Source organism: Paracidovorax valerianellae, from assembly GCF_900102625.1.
GTDB lineage: Bacteria > Pseudomonadota > Gammaproteobacteria > Burkholderiales > Burkholderiaceae_C > Paracidovorax > Paracidovorax valerianellae.
This window is the reverse complement of the sequence record NZ_FMZC01000003.1, coordinates 186,861-201,646: the sequence shown is the minus strand read 5'-3', so window position 1 is coordinate 201,646 and position 14,786 is coordinate 186,861. Positions and strand designations below refer to the sequence as shown.

The window sequence follows — 14,786 nt, the reverse complement described above, 5'->3', positions numbered from 1 at the left end:
ATCCTGGCACCGGCAGGCAGGTTCACGGGCGCATCGGAGCGCTGGTTGCGTTGGGCATGGTCGCCGAACGCGCCTGCTCGTTCACCCACTCCACGGTTTTGCCCTTGACGCACCAGACCGGGTCGCGCACCCAGTCGTTGGACCACTTGTTGGGGCTGCCCTGCAGGAAGTTGCAGGGGTAGTAGCCCCGGCTGGGCATGAAGAAATGCAGGGTCACCGCGGCGACAGGAATCAGACACATGACGGCGACGCCCAGGAGCGAAGCCAGCAACATGGCGTATTCGAAGGGTTTCACGATGCGTTCGCGCAAAGGGATGGTTCGCATGCATCCCACGACGATGCCCAATATCAGCATCGTGGCCAGGAACGGTGCGATCAGGGCACCTGGTGTGATTTGCACCGCTGGTGCGCGGTATGCGATGTCCACGACGGTCGAGATCAAAAGTTCCGTCGTCATCCAGTAGCACCCTGCAATCAGTGCCATGAAATAAGGGACGCCCCAGAGCATGCCCCGGCGGACTTTTTTGACATCGAACACCGTCAACTCGGTGGCGCGAACGCTGCGCTTACGCTTTCGGCTTGGTCGTGGTTCGGACATAAATCGTTCTCCAGCGCAATAGGCATGATGGGATGGCGCTATTTAATTAATAGCAAAAAGACCGGGTTAGTGCAGCGATCGCTTCTATGGAGTGCCGTGAGCAGCGGCTGTACGCGCTTGCTCGTTCACCCACTCCAGGCTCTTGCCTTTCACACACCAAGCAGGATCGCGCACCCAGTCCGTGAACCAGAGCGAGGGCTGTCCCTGCAAATCGGCGCATTTCTCATAGCCCATCGGAGGTAAGAAATGGCTTTGCAGCAGCGTCGAGGTGGAGGCCATCAGCAGCAACGAAACGCCATTCAGCACGACCAGCACGTTGATCCATCTTGTGGACCTCGCCACGATGCGCTTGCCCACTTGCATGCCCTTCATGGGCAGAAGAATCAGGGTAAGAAGTGCGAGGGGCAGCATGGCCGGTGCAAGCATGAGGACAGGCCAGATACGAACCACGGGCGCGGACTCGCGCAGCGCATTCACCAAGTCGGGGATTGCCCAGAAAGTGAAGTAGCCACACAGGCCCGACATGAGCACGGTTGCGGGAATCGCAAACAGCAAGGTCTTCCTGATGTGGGCTGCATCATCGGCGCTTGCTTTCATCTCAGTATTTCTGGCAGATCGGTATGCGCTCGCCCCAGAGACTGCTTTCGATGTTCCTGCCATCCCTTCAGTTTTTTTCTGCATTGCGGGCCTGCTCGTTCACCCATTCCAGGCTCTTGCCTCTGACGCACCAAGTGGGATCGCGGACCCAATCTGTGAACCACATGGTGGGGTTGCCTTGCAACTCCGAACACATCGAATAACCAACACTGGGCATATAAAAGCGTTGCGTCACGGAAGTCACTGGAATCAAAAGCAACGCAATCATTCCGATCCACACCGCGATGTTGAATGCGCGCTCGAACTTTTGAATCAGTCGTTCACTTGCAGGCACCGAACGCATCATTCCCAGCAAGACACCGATAAGACAGAACGTGGCGATGAAAGGAGCCAACTGTGCGGCGGGCGCGATTCGCACCGCAGGTGCTCTCGAAGCGATCGCCTTCAATGTTGGAATCAGTTCATGAACCACTACAAAAAGGCAGCCGGCGGTGATGGCTAAGTAAAGCGGAGCGCCCCACAGCATGGTTTTGCGGATGTGATGGATGTCTTGCATTGGTTCGATGTTTTGGCCAGCCTCAATGCCGAACGCAGGTGATGTGACAGAGCCAGTCCTTCCTCCATGGTGGATAACACGGCCGACTTTTTCCCCCGCCAGGTCATGGTCTTCACGTCGTTAAACACGGAATGAGTCCGTCAATTCGATGCAGGTAGACATAGCAAAATCAGTCGGTACCGCAGTCGGTGCAAACGCATGCTGCTATTTTTTTATAGCAAATGTTGTGACGTTGTCGCAGTCGTCTCTATGGCGCAGTGCGAAGAAAGGCCTCACGCGCCTGCTCGTTCACCCACTCCAGGCTCTTGCCTCTGACGCACCAAGTGGGATCGCGGACCCAGTCTGTGAACCACATGGTGGGGTTGCCCTGCAGTTCCGAACACATCGCATAACCGATGCTGGGCATGTAAAACCGCTGGGCAATGGATATCACGGGGATCAGCATGATCGCGGCGATGCCAGCAAAGGCTGCGATATTGAAGACGCGCTCAAATCTTTTGATAAGGGCTTCGCGACAGGGCACGGCCCGCATTCCCCCCACCACGATGCTGAGCAAGCAAAAGATCGCGACGAAAAGGGCCAGCTGCGCGGCAGGAGCGATTCTCACGGCCATGGCGTTAGAAGCAATGCCCTCAACCATTGGCACAACGGCTGCAAAAACGAGCCAAACACAAGTGGCTGCGATGCCCAAGCTGAGTGGAATGCCCCAGATGAGTGTCCTTCGAACTTTTTTTACGTCAAACATATTTTCGATTTTTAGGCGCGGCAAGAACCTCAAGCAATGAAGCAGGAAAAATCAGTTGCCAGCGCAGTCAGTTCGACGGCATGTAGCTATTAAATGAATAGCAAGTGAACTGGTGTGGTAGCAGTCGCACCTATGGCGTGCCTGGGGGAACGGTCGCGCCTGCCTGCTCGTTCACCCACTCCAGGCTCTTGCCTTTGACGCACCAAGTGGGATCGCGGACCCAGTCCGTGAACCACATGGTCGGGTGACCTTCTAGTTCCGAACATATCGAGTAACCGATGCTGGGCATGTAGAAGCGCTGGACTACAGCGGTGACGGGAATCAACACCATCGCGGCCATGCCCAAAAGCACGGTGACCTTGAAAGCGCACTCGAACGGATGGATAGCTCTGTCACTGATGGGAATGGCGCGCATGCTGCCGATCAACGCCCCCAGCAGGCTGAAGACAGCGACAAACGGCGTGACCTGTGAAGCAACCGCAATACGCACTGCTGGAGCGCGTGAAACGATGGCCTCTAGCGTTGGAATGATGCCGTGCGATACCGCCCACAAGCAACTCGCGCCGACCCCGATAAAGAGCGGGAGGCCCCATATCAAAGCTTTCCTAACCTTTTTGACTTCAAACATGATCAATCGTTTTTTTGCTTAGTAGCGCAGGCAGCCGATCCGGCAAAGCCAGTTCTTCATGCCATGGGTAACTGTCTGGCCTATTTCTGATTTCTTCTGTTCGATAGCAGTAGTCAGATCGTCTTGCCATGACTGGACTTTGGTATCGATGTAATAAACGCCTTGGGCCGTTTGTGTCGGAAGCATCTTGAGGCTGGCAATGACGTTGCTTTTGATCTTGTATTCGCTGTCCGCCATATTCAGTACGATGCCACCGGCAACGGCCACCACTGCCATGGTGAAGAGGGGAAAAACAGCGACCGTTGTGACAAATGTTCCCACCGCTGCAGCAAGACCGTAGGCGACCAGCCCAGCCAGGCCGCCCTTTACCGCCTCTACTCCAATACCGCCCACTAGGTCATACATGGTCTTCTCGTCGTTGAACATGAAGTCCATTAACTCGATCCCTGTGGACACCACCACGCCCAGCATGAAGCCGCCCTTGGCAATGCCTTGCAGGCTCTTCATTCCGAGTCCCAGTTGCAGCATCTTGGGATGGGTCGCCAAGTAGCGCGTGCCCTGCAGGGCACTGCTGCGCTTGGCCGAGTACCCTTTGATGATGATGTACGTGCCCGTTGCCGTGGTTTTGATGTAGGTGCTGATACCCGCCATGCCGATGGCGTTCAGCGTCTTGCCGATGGCCAACAGGTCGTTGGCCCCCTGCGCTACAGGTCCCACCCACGGCTCACTCGCATTCGGACTGAAGGTCTTCTGCCAGTACTGCCCGAACGTGGACTGGGCCAGCATCTTGCGCAGGCTGAATTCCAGCGCCGCGTTGTTCCGTGCCTTGTCCTGCAGGATGCTCATGTACTGCCCCTGGGTCAGTACCAGCACGTCCACCTGGTTCTTGTCCATGGACTGGGCCAGGGTCTGTCCATAGCCGACGTTGAAGAACGTGGCCGCCAATTCAGCGCTCATTCAATCCCCCCTCGAGATTGTGTTTTTGTTGGGGACGAATGCTAAACGCGGATGGGCTCGAATTTAACTATCAAGCCATTTATTTATTAACCGATTGTTAAAAGCCACAGGCACGCGCCAGTGCTCAGGGCTTGCACCGGTAGTAACGAGCGCCGGCTACTGCCGCGCTACACCAGCCCGGCTTCCGCCATCGACAGCGCGGCGCCGGGCGCGACGATCACGTGGTCCAGCACGCGCACGTCCACCAGGGCCAGCGCGTTCTTCAGGGTGTGGGTGAGTGCCTCGTCGGACTTGCTGGGCTGCACGCTGCCGCTGGGGTGGTTGTGGGCCAGCACCACGGCGGCGGCGCGGTGGTGCAGTGCGCGGGTCACGACTTCACGCGGGTACACGCTGGCTTGCGAGAGCGTGCCGCGGAACATTTCATCCAGCGCGATCATTCGGTGGTGGCAGTCGAGAAACATCACTGCAAACACCTCGTGGTCTTTGGCCGCCAAATGCAGTTGCAGGTAGTGCTTCACTTCCGTCGGGGAACTGAACGTTTCGCGTTCCAGCAACTGTTCATTCAATACACGGCGAGCCATTTCCAGCACGGCCACGAGAAGGGTGCGTTTTGCCGGTCCCAGGCCCTTGATGCGTTTCAGGTCATCCACGCCGGCGTGAAGAAGGCCGCCGAGGCCTCCGAAACCGCCTGCAGGTCGTCCCGTAGCGGCATCGATGGTGGCCGGTGCAAGCAGTTCTCCGGCCATCTCCATCACCCCTTTGCCCGCCATCCCGGTGCGCAGCAGGATCGCCAGCAGTTCCGCATCCGACAGGGCGGCAGGGCCGCGTTGCAGCAACCGTTCGCGGGGCCGCGCGTCGGCGGGCATCGTTTTCATGAGCATGGTGGTGCCAGGTTGGGTGGGCGGCGGCATGGCCGCGCGCGGGGCAGGGGATGGGCAGGTTTCTACAATGGCGGCCAGTTTATCGGGACTCTCATGACCACTCTCGCCCCCACATCCCCCTCCGCGGCCCCCACCGTGCAGGCGGGTTCCTTTCTGACCCTGCACTACCGGCTGGCCGGCCCGGCGGGCGATGTGATCAACACTTTCGGCGACAAGCCGGCCACGTTGTCGCTGGGCGCTGGCGAGTTGTCGCCCGCCATGGAGCAGCGCCTGATCGGCCTGGCCGAAGGCACTCGCACCACGTTCACCCTGCCTGCGGGCGAGGCGTTCGGCGACCGCAATCCGGACATGCAGCAATGGGTGGCGCGCAAGCTGCTGGCCGAGCTGGGCGACCCGGACGAGCGCTATTCGGTGGGCGACGTGGTGCAGTTCCCCACCCCGGACGGGCTGGGCAGCTACGCCGGCGTGGTGATGGCGGTGCGCGAGGACGGGGCGGTGCGCTTCGACTTCAACCACCCGCTGGCGGGGCAGCCGGTCACCTTCGAGGTGCAGCTCATCGGGGTGCTCTGACGCCATGCAAAAGCCCCAGGAAATCATTCTGGCCGAGCCCCGCGGCTTTTGCGCGGGCGTGGACCGTGCGATCGAGATCGTGGAGCGGGCGCTGCAGAAGTTCGGCGCGCCCATCTACGTGCGCCACGAGATCGTGCACAACACCTATGTGGTGAACGACCTCAAGTCCAAGGGCGCGATCTTCATCGAAGACCTCGCCGACGTGCCGCCCGGCTCCACGCTGGTGTTTTCGGCCCACGGCGTGAGCAAGGCGGTGCAGGCCGAGGCGGCCGAGCGCGGCTTCAGCGTGTTCGATGCCACCTGCCCGCTGGTGACCAAGGTGCACGTGGAGGTCGCCAAGCTCGCCCGGGAGGGCTACGAATTCATCATGATCGGCCACAAGGGCCATCCCGAAGTGGAAGGCACCATGGGCCAGCTGGACCATGGCATTCACTTGGTGGAAGACGTCAAGGACGTGGCCCGCGTGCAGCCGGGGCAGACGGCCAAGCTGGCCGTGGTGACGCAGACCACGCTGTCGGTGGACGACGCGGCCGAGATCAGCGCGGCGGTGCGTGCGCGGTTTCCGAGCGTGCGCGAGCCCAAGCAGCAGGACATCTGCTACGCCACGCAGAACCGGCAGGACGCGGTGAAGGTGCTGAGCCCGCAGGTCGATCTGGTCATCGTGGTGGGCAGCCCCACCAGTTCCAACAGCAACCGCCTGCGCGAATTGGCGGCGCGGCTGGGAACGTCGGCCTACATGGTGGACAGCGCCGAAGAGCTGCGCCCGGACTGGTTCGAGGGCGTCTCCCGCGTGGGCCTGACCGCTGGCGCGTCGGCGCCCGAAATCCTGGTGCGGCAGGTGATCGACCGCATCAAGGCGCTGGGCGCCGTGTCGGTGCGCAAGATGGACGGCATCGAGGAGACGGTGAAGTTTCCCCTGCCGAAGGGCCTGCGGATCGACGCGGCCACGGGGCTTGAGATCACGGAGCGCACGCCAGAGACCGGCCCGGCCGGGCACTGAGTCTCGCCAGAAGGGGATTTGCTATTGTTTTAGTAGCAATACTCCTTAGGGAATCATGCGCTGGAGGGCTTTTTGATGCCCAACGTTTCCCGCCGGCTCTGGCGCCCTGTCCCGCGCGCGACAGGGCGCCGATACCACGCTCGGCGCCCAAAGCCCCTACGCTGGCGGCCTTTATGACCCCACGCCCTGTGTGACTTCTTACAATTTGCGGCTGATTCACTCTGAGGGGGCCCCGCTGCTCCCCGTCTATGGAAATAGCAATACTGTTCGCCCTCATCCTGCTCAATGGCTTGTTTGCCATGTCGGAACTGGCGCTGGTCACAGCGCGCAAGACCCGGCTCCAGAAGCTGATCGATGAGGGCGATAGCGGCGCAGTCGCTGCCGTCAAGCTGGGCGAAGACCCCACCCGGTTCCTCTCCACCATCCAGATCGGCATCACGTCGATCGGCGTGCTGAACGGTATCGTCGGCGAGGCCGCGCTGGCCCAGCCGTTGGGCGAATGGCTCCGCACCTTCGGGCTGGAACCCAAATACGCCAGCTACCTCGCCACCGGCCTGGTGGTGATGCTCATCACCTACTTCTCCATCGTCGTGGGCGAACTGGTGCCCAAGCGCCTGGGCCAGAGCCATCCGGAAGTCATCGCCCGCCTGGTGGCCCGCCCGATCAACTGGCTGGCCATCGCCACCAAGCCGTTCGTGAAGCTGCTTTCCATGTCCACGCAGGCCCTGCTGCGCCTTTTGGGCGTGAAGGAGAACAACGCCAGCGCGGTGACCGAGGCCGAAATCCACGCGGTACTGGCCGAAGGCACGAGCGCCGGCGTGATCGAGTCGCACGAGCACCAGATGGTGCGCAACGTGTTCCGCCTGGACGACCGGCAGATCGGCTCGCTCATGGTGCCGCGCGCCGACGTCGCGGTGCTGGACGTCGAAGATTCGTTCGAAGAAAACCTGAAGCGCATCGAAGAGTCCGATCACGCGCGCTTTCCCGTCGTGCGCGGCGGCATGGAGAACGTGCTCGGGGTGCTGAACGCCCGCCAGTGGCTCTCGCGCTCGCTGCGCGAACAGGCCCGCGACCTGGCCACGCAGCCGCTGCAGACGGCGCTGTACGTGCCGGAGACCATCACCGGCATGGAGCTGCTCGACAACTTCCGCCAGTCCGATCTGCACATGGCGTTCGTGATCGACGAATACGGCGAGGTGCAAGGCATCGTCACGCTGCAGGATCTGATCGAAGCCATCACCGGCGAATTCCACGCCCGCGACCCCGAAACCTCGTGGGCCGTGCAGCGCGAAGACGGCAGCTGGCTGCTGGACGGCCACATTCCCGTGCCCGAGCTCAAAGACCGCCTGGACCTGGACGCCGTGCCTGAAGAGGACCGCGGCCGCTATCACACGCTGAGCGGCATGGTCATGCTGCTGACCGGCAAGCTCCCGCGCGTGACCGATCGCGTGCAGTGGGAAGGCTGGCAGTTCGAGGTGGTGGACATGGACGGCAAGACCATCGACAAGGTGCTGGCGAGCCCGCTGCCATCGGTGGAGATTGCAGAGCCGGAAACCATCTCGGCCGAATGACGAAAGGCCCGGAGCCCGCGCTGCAGGCCCCGTAAAGCTTGAGCTTCAAACCCGCACGGCGCTTTGCCCTGCGGGTTTTTTCATGGACGGCCAGGCTTTCGCTTCGGGTGGCTGGCCCTCAACTCCACAGGTCCAGCGGCGGGTCGGCCGCCACGGCGCGCAGGATGTCGGTGCGCGAGATGAAGCCCGTCATCGTGCCGGCTTCGTCGGTCACCGGCAGACCGGGCAGGCCGGTGTCCAGCAGCACGCTGGCCACGCGGCGCAGTTCGGTGTCGGCGGCCACGGTGGGCACGGGGCTCACCATGACCTCGGACACCGGGCGGCGCGCCAACTCGATCGCATCTTTGACGCTGCCGGGCTCGGGCAGCAGTTCTAGCGGGGCCATGTCGGCGCGCAGCAAGAGCCCCACCACCTGGCCTTGCGCGTTGACCACCGGCGCTTGCGCGATGTGGTGCTCCGCCAGCGTCTGCCACGCATCGTTCACGCGAATGTCCGGCGGCACGGTGAGGGCGCCCACGGTCATCACGTCCTGCACGCGCGACAGCGGCTGGCGCTGGACCTGCGGGCCTTGCTCGGTCTGCACATAGGCGCTTACGGCCTCCTGCGCGCGCAGGTTCACCGGGGCTGGATCGGGCGCGGGCGCCGCAATCGGTGGAAAGGGCGTCGCCTCGGGGTCTGCGGCACGAGTGCGCAGGGCCTGGGGCCGCTGCACGCGCCGCACGGGCGAGACCTGTGCCAGTTGCTCCGGCCCGCCGCGGTACATCTGCCCCGAAGGGCCGAACACAAAAAACATCGCCATCTCCTGCAAGGCCGGTGCACCGCGTGCACTCAGCCGCGCACGCCGCAATCGGCGGTCCATGGTATCGGCAGATGGCAGTGGGTGGAAAGCAGGGGCAAGCAGGGGCACCAGGCGCAGTCAGACTGCGTTCCTGCGGCCAGACCCGCCCGTGGCTGCCTACACTCGACGGTTTTGCGCGCGGGCATTCATGCCGCCCGGACGCGCAGCAGGCTGCACGCCGAACGCCCTGCGCCACGCCATGTCGAGTGCAGGCCCCATCGTTTTTGCCAAGAGGACATTTCCCATGATCGATCGCTCCGCTGTCTCCACTGCCCGCCAGCGCCTGGCCGCGCAGGCCGGCTTTCTTCGCACCACGCCGCTGTGGCGGTTGAGCGGCAGCGCGCTGGGCGTGGATTGCGCTGAGGTGTGGCTCAAGCTGGAGCACCTGCAGGTGGGCGGCAGTTTCAAGGCCCGGGGCATGCTGTACCGGCTGCTGGCCAACCCCGTGCCCGAGAGCGGCGTGATCATCGCTTCGGGCGGCAATGCGGGCATCGCCACCGCGGCTGCAGCGCGTGCCCTGGGCGTGCGCTGCGAAGTGTTCGTTCCTGAAATCTCGCCCGAGGCCAAGCGTGCGCGGTTGCGCGCCCTGGGCGCCGAAGTGGTCGTGACCGGCGCTGCCTATTCCGAAGCGCTGCAGGCGTGCCTGGCGCGCCAGCAGCAAACCGGTGCGCTGCTCAACCATGCGTACGACCAGCCCGAGGTGGTGGCCGGTGCCGGCACGCTGGCGCTGGAGATGCAGGAGCAGGCCGGCGACCGGCTGCCCGACAGCGTTCTGGTCAGCGTGGGCGGCGGCGGGCTCATCGCCGGTGTGGCAGCCTGGTGCGACAGCCGTGCCAACGTGGTGGCGCTGGAGCCCGAACGCGCGCCCACGCTGCACAGCGCACGCGCGGCCGGCATGCCGGTGGATGTGGAGGTGGGCGGCGTCGCAGCCGATTCGCTGGGGGCGCGGCGCATCGGCGCCATCGCGTGGGAGGTGTCGCAGCGCCACGTGCATTCAACGCTGCTGCTGTCTGACGAATCCATCCGCCAGGCCCAGCAATGGCTGTGGCGCGAGCTGAAGCTGGCGGTCGAGCCGGCCGCGGCGCTGGGCCTGGCCGCGCTGCAAAGCGGCGCGTATCGGCCGCGCGCTGACGAGACGGTCGGCCTGATCTTGTGCGGCGCCAACTTCGATCCCGCCACGCTGGCCTGATCGCCAGGGAGTGAACTGCGGCGTTGTCTCAGGCCGGTGGCGGCGCGCCGTCGCAGTTGACCATCCAGCCCACGCCGAACTTGTCCACCAGCGTGCCGAAATGCGCGCCCCAGAAGGTCACGGTGAACGGCATGCCGATGTGGCCGCCAGCGGCCAGGCTATGGAAGATGCGCTCGCCGCGCTCCGCGCCGCCAGGGCAGTTGACCGACATCGAGAATCCCGCGTGCCCCGCGAAGGGCTGCCCCGGCATGCGGTCGCTGGCCATGAACCGGTGGCCGCCCGGCACCTCCAGCGTGGCGTGCATGATCTTGTTGCGCCACTGCGCGGGCAGCTGCTTTTCCAGCGGCGACCCTTCGTAGCGATGCACCGCCGTGAGGTGCCCTTCCAGGCACTGGGCATAGAAGTCCAGAGCCTGTTCGCAGTTGCCGTCGAAGAATAGATACGGTTCGATGTGCATGGGGACCCTCCCTTAAGGCAGTGCAGCCCATCCTAAAACGGAAAGGGCGGCGCGCCAACCCGGTAAGACGCCCTACTAAAATCGCCGCCTATGCTAGACATCCTCCTCCTTCGCAAAGATCTCGACTCCGCCATCGCCCGGCTGGAGACCCGCAAAAAGCCCCAGGCTTTCCTGGACGTCGAGGCCTTTCAGTCCCTGGAGTCCGAGCGCAAGACCCTGCAGACGCGCACCGAAGAACTGCAGGCCCGCCGCAACACGCTGTCCAAGCAGATCGGCCAGCTCAAGGCCAAGGGCGAAAACGCCGATGCGGTGATGGCTGAAGTGGGCTCGCTCAAGTCCGAACTCGAAACCTCGGCCGCCCGGCTGGAGCAGCTCCAGGGCGAATTGCACGCCCTGCTGCTGGCTGTGCCCAACCTGCCGCACGAAAGCGTTCCCGTGGGCGCGGACGAAGCCGGCAACGTGGAAGTGCGCCGCTGGGGCACGCCCCGCGCGTTCGACTTCGCCGCCAAGGACCATGTGGATGTCGGCACGCCGCTGGGCCTGGATTTCGACATGGGTGTGAAGCTCTCGGGCTCGCGCTTCACCGTCATGAAGGGCTCGATCGCCCGCCTGCACCGCGCGCTGGCCCAGTTCATGATCGACATCCAGACCGAAGAGCACGGCTATACCGAGTGCTACGTGCCCTACGCCGTCAATGCCGATTCGCTGCGCGGCACCGGGCAATTGCCGAAGTTCGAGGGCGATCTTTTCGCCGCCAAGAAGGGCGGGCAGGACGGCGAGCCCATGCCCGACCATGCGGCCCTGTACCTCATTCCCACCAGCGAAGTGCCACTGACCAATTTCGTGCGCGACGTGGTCGTGCCCGAGGCCGACTTGCCCATCAAGCTGACGGCGCACACGCCATGTTTTCGCTCCGAAGCCGGCAGCTACGGCCGCGACACCCGCGGCATGATCCGCCAGCACCAGTTCGACAAGGTCGAGATGGTGCAGATCGTCCATCCCGAGAAAAGCTACGAAGCCCTCGAAGCCATGACAGCCCATGCCGAGGCCGTGCTGCAAAAGCTCGGCTTGCCTTACCGGGTGATGAGCCTGTGCACCGGCGACATGGGCTTCAGCGCCGCCAAGACCTATGACCTGGAAGTGTGGCTGCCTGCGCAGAACACCTATCGCGAGATCAGCTCGATCAGCAACTGCGAAGCTTTTCAGTCGCGCCGCCTGCAAGCCCGCTTCAAGAACGCGCAAGGCAAGAACGAATTGCTGCACACGCTCAACGGCTCGGGTCTTGCGGTGGGCCGCACCCTGGTCGCGGTGCTGGAAAACTATCAGCAGGCCGACGGCAGCGTCGAAGTGCCCGAAGCGCTTCGCCCGTATCTGGGCGGAATGGCCGTGCTCGCGCCCTGAACCCCAAGCTTCGTCAAAATGCGAGCGCAGCAACCCGACTCCGTGTTGCCTGCGCCCCTGTGTCATCCGCCGGCGCTTCGCCGGCCCCTTCTTCTTTCAGAATCGATCCGCAATGACTGCCTTCATGTACACCGCCAGCGTCCCCGTTTTCCGCCAGATGCTCGGATCGCTGAAAGACGTGCTCTCCAAGACCGAAGCCCACGCCACCGCGCGCAAGATCGATCCGGACGCGTTGCTGCAGGCACGCCTGTTCCCCGACATGTTCCCGCTGGCACGGCAAGTGTTGGTGGCGTGCGATTTCGCCAAAGGCATCGCCGCACGCCTGGCCGGCGCGGAAGTGCCGTCCATGCCCGACAACGAGCGCCCAGGTTTCGCCGACCTGCAAGCCCGGCTGGACGCCGTGCTGGCGTTCATCGATGGCCTGCCCGCCGCCTCCTTCGAAGAAGCCGCTACGCGCCAGATCACGTTGCAGCCAGGCACGCCCCGCGAAAAGCAGTTTGCCGGCGAACACTACCTTCTGCACTACGGCCTGCCGCAGTTTTTCTTCCACGTGAACGCCACGTACGCAATTGCACGGCACAACGGCGTAGAACTGGGCAAGCGCGACTACATGGGAAAGTATTGAGATTGATGCGCTCGTAGCGAATGAGCGACGAGCATCGAAGCCGCAGCAGTTTTGCGGCCGGAAGCCCAAAACTTCCTGCTAGAATCCCGACTTCGACACACAGGAGAGGTGGCAGAGTGGTCGAATGTACCTGACTCGAAATCAGGCGTAGTGGCAACACTACCGTGGGTTCGAATCCCACCCTCCACTTCAAGAATTCATAAGAAACGGGCCCGAGCGGCCCGTTTTGCATTTTTACCCATTGCTCTACCTATATCGAGAAGTTGTCCATAAGCAATGGAGCCTGTCAAATGCTTGAGGCAAAGACAAAAACTCGAAGCATGCTGACTATTTCGCGCACGTAGTGTTGCAGAGAGCCGTGTAGACAATCCCGACCAGTTGAAGGTATTCCAGCTACCTTAGCTCGTTGTTGTTTGAGATACTCAAGGTCGCCCAACATGAAGGACGCGACAAGTGGTATCTCCTTATTTCGGCAGGCCAGTTGATGAATGGTCTGCCATAACACACCAGTTGGTTCAAAGCCACCCCCTTACGCGCGATCTGATTCTGGAGGCGGCGACGCTTTCCTGGACCCGGTTGTGGAACACGTGGGTCGGTGATGCTATCGTCGGATTTCCGATTGCAGAGATTGATCCTCCTGCAACAGTAATAGGCTATATGTTTGAGAAGCTTTTCGCGAAGGAGCTTGCGAAACGTCTACCCGGAGCTTGGCGAGGCGGCATCGGTTCAGAAAAGGATTTGCACTGCCTCCAAGATCAGGCACTTTCAGTGGAGATGAAGGCTTCAGGCCAACTAGGCTATAAAATTTTTGGTAACCGTAGCTACGGGCAGGTGCTTGAAAATGCTGATGCTGCAAAGAAAGACAAGTCTGGCTACTACATCACTGTCAATTTCTATGGGCAAACATTGACACTGCTGAGATTCGGATGGATCGATGCTTCCGACTGGCAAGCTCAGAAATCGGCAACGGGTCAAATGGCTGGTCTACCATCTGAAGTTTACGAGCACAAGCTGTTGCCTATTTTCGGTCCTTACATGCTTGAGGGCTCTGTACTGTTGCTCGAGGGTGTGGGAGCGAGAGCTGCGGGAGAACTGTCTGCTGCTGGAGTCAAAACAATTGGCAACTTGATCCGAGCAACAAATTTGCCTATCAAGTATCAGAGGCTTCAGGTAACCGCCTGTGAGCGGTATCAGGATCTGTACTAAAACAGCGAAGCGGATTGACGAATGATATTCTCAATTCGATTTGCTGCGATATCGCAGTAGTCATTACGAACTTCAAATCCGATGGAGTAGCGATTCGATCTCAGGCACGCATCAATTGTTGAGCCGGAACCCAGGAATGGGTCAAGCACGATGCCATCTTGGGGAGAAAAGCCTTTGATCACACGTTCACAGAGATCAAGAGGGAACTGCGCCGGATGTGGCGTGCGTTCTTTTGATGCGCGTCCTTCACCAGATGTCACCTTGGCGATTTGCCATACGTCTGAAGGATTTTTCCCTATCGTGTTGCAACGCAGCTTCCCGTTCTTTTTTTGGTTCGGATAGGCAACATCCGGATCACGGATATCGTCCAAGTTGAAGCAATAGTTGTCTGAGTCTTTGACATACCACAATAGCTTTTCATTTCGAGGGGAGAGAAACTTCTTAGCGGCTACACCAGCGCCGTAGTTCCAGACGACTTCTTGTTGAAGAAAGAATGGCACGCGATCCCAAAGCAAGTACGGGAGCGGAATAGATTTCGCTCGATCAGCTAGCGTTACATATCCAACGTTGAGCACGAACGCCCCATTAGATGCGGTAATTCTATAGATTTTATCGATCCAGTCGGCGCACCAGTCAATATACTCACTAATTGGAAGCACCTTCTCGTATTCCTTGCCAATATTGTAGGGAGGCGAGGTGAATGCAAGATCAATGAAGTTTTCAGGGATCCGGGTCAGAAGGTCAAGGCAGTCTCCGTTGTAAATTGCATAGCGCTCACCTCGATATTCGGGAACGCCAATAGCAGCAATAAGGCCTTCAAACCTCAATTGCGCTAGTTTTGTTGCATGCTCAGCCTCCGGTTGAAATGCTGATGGGGAGAGCTCAATTTCGTTCTTCAATTCATTTTCCTATTTTTTGGGGCCATCATCTGGCACGGACTGAGTACCGCCCCGAGGATCTATCCGAA

Annotated in this window: 17 protein-coding genes and 1 tRNA gene; 8 read left to right on the top strand and 10 right to left on the bottom strand. The window is 61.2% G+C overall.

The genetic code is table 11. The annotated features are described in order from the left end of the window. Positions 1-22: 22 nt before the first annotated feature. The 7 genes from BLT03_RS06230 to radC form a co-directional block, all read right to left on the bottom strand. Complete coding sequence (locus BLT03_RS06230; RefSeq protein ID WP_139160335.1) at positions 23-598, bottom strand: hypothetical protein; 576 nt, start codon at positions 596-598, stop codon at positions 23-25. Positions 599-682: 84 nt separating this feature from the next. Next, entirely contained in the window at positions 683-1,195 is a 513-nt protein-coding gene (locus BLT03_RS06225; RefSeq protein ID WP_092741412.1) for a hypothetical protein, read from the bottom strand. A 67-nt stretch (positions 1,196-1,262) separates the two neighbouring features. After that, positions 1,263-1,751 (bottom strand): DUF1240 domain-containing protein, encoded by a 489-nt coding sequence (locus BLT03_RS06220; RefSeq protein ID WP_092741410.1) that lies wholly within the window; start codon positions 1,749-1,751, stop codon positions 1,263-1,265. A 247-nt stretch (positions 1,752-1,998) separates the two neighbouring features. Further along, on the bottom strand, positions 1,999-2,496 hold the full coding sequence (locus BLT03_RS06215; RefSeq protein WP_092741983.1) for a DUF1240 domain-containing protein: 498 nt from the start codon (positions 2,494-2,496) through the stop codon (positions 1,999-2,001). Between the two features lie 130 nt (positions 2,497-2,626). Next, positions 2,627-3,124 (bottom strand): hypothetical protein, encoded by a 498-nt coding sequence (locus BLT03_RS06210; protein WP_092741981.1) that lies wholly within the window; start codon positions 3,122-3,124, stop codon positions 2,627-2,629. Positions 3,125-3,142: 18 nt separating this feature from the next. Next, complete coding sequence (locus BLT03_RS06205; RefSeq protein WP_092741408.1) at positions 3,143-4,081, bottom strand: hypothetical protein; 939 nt, start codon at positions 4,079-4,081, stop codon at positions 3,143-3,145. A gap of 167 nt (positions 4,082-4,248) precedes the next feature. After that, positions 4,249-4,962 carry a RadC family protein gene (gene radC, locus BLT03_RS06200; RefSeq protein WP_092741979.1) on the bottom strand — a complete coding sequence of 238 codons (714 nt, stop codon included), beginning with the start codon at positions 4,960-4,962 and terminating at the stop codon, positions 4,249-4,251. Positions 4,963-5,055: 93 nt separating this feature from the next. Between radC and BLT03_RS06195 the strand changes: the two genes are divergently transcribed. The 3 genes from BLT03_RS06195 to BLT03_RS06185 all read left to right on the top strand — a co-directional run bounded on the left by BLT03_RS06195 (position 5,056) and on the right by BLT03_RS06185 (position 8,103). Beyond that, positions 5,056-5,532 (top strand): FKBP-type peptidyl-prolyl cis-trans isomerase, encoded by a 477-nt coding sequence (locus BLT03_RS06195; protein WP_092741406.1) that lies wholly within the window; start codon positions 5,056-5,058, stop codon positions 5,530-5,532. Positions 5,533-5,536: 4 nt separating this feature from the next. Beyond that, complete coding sequence (gene ispH, locus BLT03_RS06190; RefSeq protein ID WP_092741404.1) at positions 5,537-6,532, top strand: 4-hydroxy-3-methylbut-2-enyl diphosphate reductase; 996 nt, start codon at positions 5,537-5,539, stop codon at positions 6,530-6,532. A 248-nt stretch (positions 6,533-6,780) separates the two neighbouring features. Continuing rightward, complete coding sequence (locus BLT03_RS06185; RefSeq protein WP_092741402.1) at positions 6,781-8,103, top strand: hemolysin family protein; 1,323 nt, start codon at positions 6,781-6,783, stop codon at positions 8,101-8,103. Between the two features lie 118 nt (positions 8,104-8,221). Here BLT03_RS06185 and BLT03_RS06180 read toward each other — a convergent pair whose 3' ends face one another. Then, positions 8,222-8,896, bottom strand: coding sequence for a CBS domain-containing protein (locus tag BLT03_RS06180; protein WP_092741977.1), 675 nt, complete (start codon positions 8,894-8,896; stop codon positions 8,222-8,224). Positions 8,897-9,185: 289 nt separating this feature from the next. Here BLT03_RS06180 and BLT03_RS06175 point away from each other — a divergent pair, with 289 nt between their 5' ends. Then, complete coding sequence (locus BLT03_RS06175; RefSeq protein ID WP_092741400.1) at positions 9,186-10,130, top strand: threonine/serine dehydratase; 945 nt, start codon at positions 9,186-9,188, stop codon at positions 10,128-10,130. A 28-nt stretch (positions 10,131-10,158) separates the two neighbouring features. Here the strand turns inward: BLT03_RS06175 and BLT03_RS06170 are convergent, their stop codons facing one another. After that, positions 10,159-10,587 carry a VOC family protein gene (locus tag BLT03_RS06170; RefSeq protein ID WP_245711261.1) on the bottom strand — a complete coding sequence of 143 codons (429 nt, stop codon included), beginning with the start codon at positions 10,585-10,587 and terminating at the stop codon, positions 10,159-10,161. A 90-nt stretch (positions 10,588-10,677) separates the two neighbouring features. On the opposite strand from BLT03_RS06170, the gene serS reads away from it, so the two are divergent. From serS to BLT03_RS06150, 4 genes are all read left to right on the top strand, one after another. Further along, entirely contained in the window at positions 10,678-11,988 is a 1,311-nt protein-coding gene (gene serS / locus BLT03_RS06165) for a serine--tRNA ligase (RefSeq protein ID WP_092741398.1), read from the top strand. Positions 11,989-12,100: 112 nt separating this feature from the next. Beyond that, on the top strand, positions 12,101-12,613 hold the full coding sequence (locus BLT03_RS06160; protein ID WP_092741396.1) for a DUF1993 domain-containing protein: 513 nt from the start codon (positions 12,101-12,103) through the stop codon (positions 12,611-12,613). A 102-nt stretch (positions 12,614-12,715) separates the two neighbouring features. Continuing rightward, positions 12,716-12,800 (top strand) — tRNA-Ser (locus BLT03_RS06155). Between the two features lie 266 nt (positions 12,801-13,066). Continuing rightward, positions 13,067-13,819 carry a ScaI family restriction endonuclease gene (locus tag BLT03_RS06150; protein ID WP_092741394.1) on the top strand — a complete coding sequence of 251 codons (753 nt, stop codon included), beginning with the start codon at positions 13,067-13,069 and terminating at the stop codon, positions 13,817-13,819. Here the strand turns inward: BLT03_RS06150 and BLT03_RS06145 are convergent. Next, the gene (locus tag BLT03_RS06145) at positions 13,816-14,718 is read right to left on the bottom strand and encodes a DNA-methyltransferase (RefSeq protein ID WP_245711260.1); all 903 of its coding nucleotides are present in this window, start codon (positions 14,716-14,718) and stop codon (positions 13,816-13,818) included. The genes BLT03_RS06150 and BLT03_RS06145 overlap by 4 nt on opposite strands. Positions 14,719-14,786: the final 68 nt, after the last annotated feature.